Source organism: Stieleria sp., from assembly GCF_041595215.1.
Taxonomy (GTDB): Bacteria; Planctomycetota; Planctomycetia; order Pirellulales; family Pirellulaceae; genus Stieleria; species Stieleria magnilauensis.
In genome coordinates this window covers 1-2,166 of sequence record NZ_JBFHKV010001286.1, presented here as the reverse complement: position 1 = coordinate 2,166, position 2,166 = coordinate 1, and the positions used below count along the sequence as shown (strand labels likewise).

At 61.3% G+C, this 2,166-nt stretch carries 2 protein-coding genes; one reads left to right on the top strand and one right to left on the bottom strand.

Features of this window, described 5'->3' with window-relative positions:
* A partial coding sequence (locus ABX749_RS30610; protein ID WP_372899374.1) for a cysteine desulfurase family protein occupies window positions 1-1,069 on the bottom strand: 1,069 nt, incomplete at its 3' end.
* 654 nt (window positions 1,070-1,723) lie between these two features.
* Between ABX749_RS30610 and ABX749_RS30605 the strand changes: the two genes are divergently transcribed.
* The coding region (locus tag ABX749_RS30605; RefSeq protein WP_372899373.1) for a DUF1559 domain-containing protein at window positions 1,724-2,166 on the top strand (443 nt) is incomplete at its 3' end.

Sequence of the window (2,166 nt, the reverse complement as noted above, 5' to 3'; positions counted from 1 at the left end):
GTTCGTTGCTGGTGGTCCAACCGAGCGAGACGCGGAGGGTGCGACCGATTTGCGAATCGTTGCGTCCGATCGCGCGGAGCGACCGTGTGAACTCGTCCGGCGGTGAATTCGCCTGGGCGGTCGCCAACGCCAACTCTCTGGCTGATTCGTGGATCCGCCGCGCGTCGCCAGGCAACTCCAATGCGACGGTGTTGGGCAACCGCGGCGATGGTTTGCACAGCACCAGCGGCGGAGTCGACAGCTGCTCCGACAGATGATTCACAAAGTGGTCGCGGAGTTCGGCCAATTGATCGTTGGCTTCGACACAATAGCGCTCGGCCAGACTCGCTGCGGCGCCCAGGCCGATGCAGCCGGGAATGTTCTCCGCCCCCGGACGCAATCCCATCTCGCGCGGTTCCCCAAAGGTGATCGGGTCGAGTTGCAAGCCGCGACGGACGTAGATCGCGCCCGATCCCTTGGGGCCGTAAAACTTGTGACCGCTGATCGCAACGGTGTCGGCGCGCAAGTGTTTGACGTCGACGGGGACTTTGCCGAACATTTGGGTCGCGTCGCAGTGGACACAGATGCCCCGGTTGTGACAGCGGTCGGCGACTTCACGTACCGGTTGAATGGTTCCGACGATCGCATTGGCGCCTTGCAGACAAACCAGTCGAGTGTCGGGCCGCAGCATCGCTTCGACGGTCAGCGGCGAGATGATTCCCGACGGTTGACAGGGAATCGTCTCGATCGTCCAGCGGGGATCTCGCGTCGGCAATCCCGACAGCGGGCCCAACACGGACTCGTGCTCCAATTGGCTGACCAGCACGTGTCCCGGTTCGGCGGCCCCGAGCAGTCCCAGGATCGCCAAGTTGTTCGCTTCGGTTCCGCCGCTGGTGAACACGATCTCAAACGACTCGCAACCGGCCATCGCCGCAATGCTTTCCCGCGCCCCCTCGAGCGCTTCGCCGACCGCGTGGGCGTGCGCATGTTCTTGGCCCGGCAACATGTAGTGCGTCGACCAATACGGCTGCATCGCCTCGAGAACCGAGGGTGCCAGGGGCGTGGTGCGATTGAAGTCGAGATAAATCACTGAAACGCGGGATCATCGACGCCGAACATCGAAACGGCGAAAGAAGAAAAGAACGGGACGAGGGACGCAACACCATAATCAGCATCCCCGAGTTTTGCAGGTTCCCGTTTGGGTTCCTAGCGGTGCTCCCCCCATCGGTGAGACCCGCGGACCGGGGAAAGAGACGTGTTCTTGTTAGCGGCAGGGCGCGAGCCCTCCGGTCTTTCACACTGAAACCGGACGGCTCGCGGCCTGTCGATTTAGTGAGCCGACGGCGCTAGCCGCGGGCTTAGTGGTGAAGATGTTGCCCTTGGAGGCCCGTGGCTAGCGCCATCGGCTCACCATTGTTTCGGTCGCGATTAACTCGATAGCCCGCTCGCCCCGTTCCGCCATCTCCTTCTGCCCCTCCGTCGAGGATGCCGATCGGGCTGCCTGGGCGACGGTCAGGATGACGTTTGCCATCGTTTTGACCAAACATCCCGCTGCCGGCCGCGATTTTTCTAGCAATTCAAGGGCGATGCATTTGCACTCCCTCGGAAATACCGCGATAATGGGGTCTGATCCAATCGTGCGGGAACCGATTACAAACCAACGCCGGCCAGTTCGCATGCCGTGAAGATCCGACTGATTCGGATCACTGGTCTCTTCTTCTCTCTTCGTTCGGAACGCGAGCAAATGAAACGTCAATCTAAGGGTTTCACCCTGGTGGAGTTGCTGGTGGTGATCGCCATCATCGGAATCTTGGTCGGCTTGCTGCTGCCCGCGATCGGTGCCGTGCGCGAGCGGATGCGAAACGTCCAGTGTTTGAACAACCTCAAGCAACTCGGATTGGCCACCACGACGTTCCACTCCAGCAAGGGACGGTTGCCGCACTACACGAATTTTTACGGCAGCTACGCCGGCGGCAGCGACCCCGCAGTTCCCGGTGGTCCCGTGATCGCCCCGCACCTGAAGATCGGTGGTTACGGCGTCGAGTTATTGCCGTATCTGGACAACCAGCCGCTGTACGAACGTTGGTCGACGAATAAATTTCCGGTGATTTCGGCAGACGACGGCGGTGGGGTTGCGGCCTGGAATCAGTTGTCGGGCGCGACGGTCGACGTGTTTCGATGCCCCAG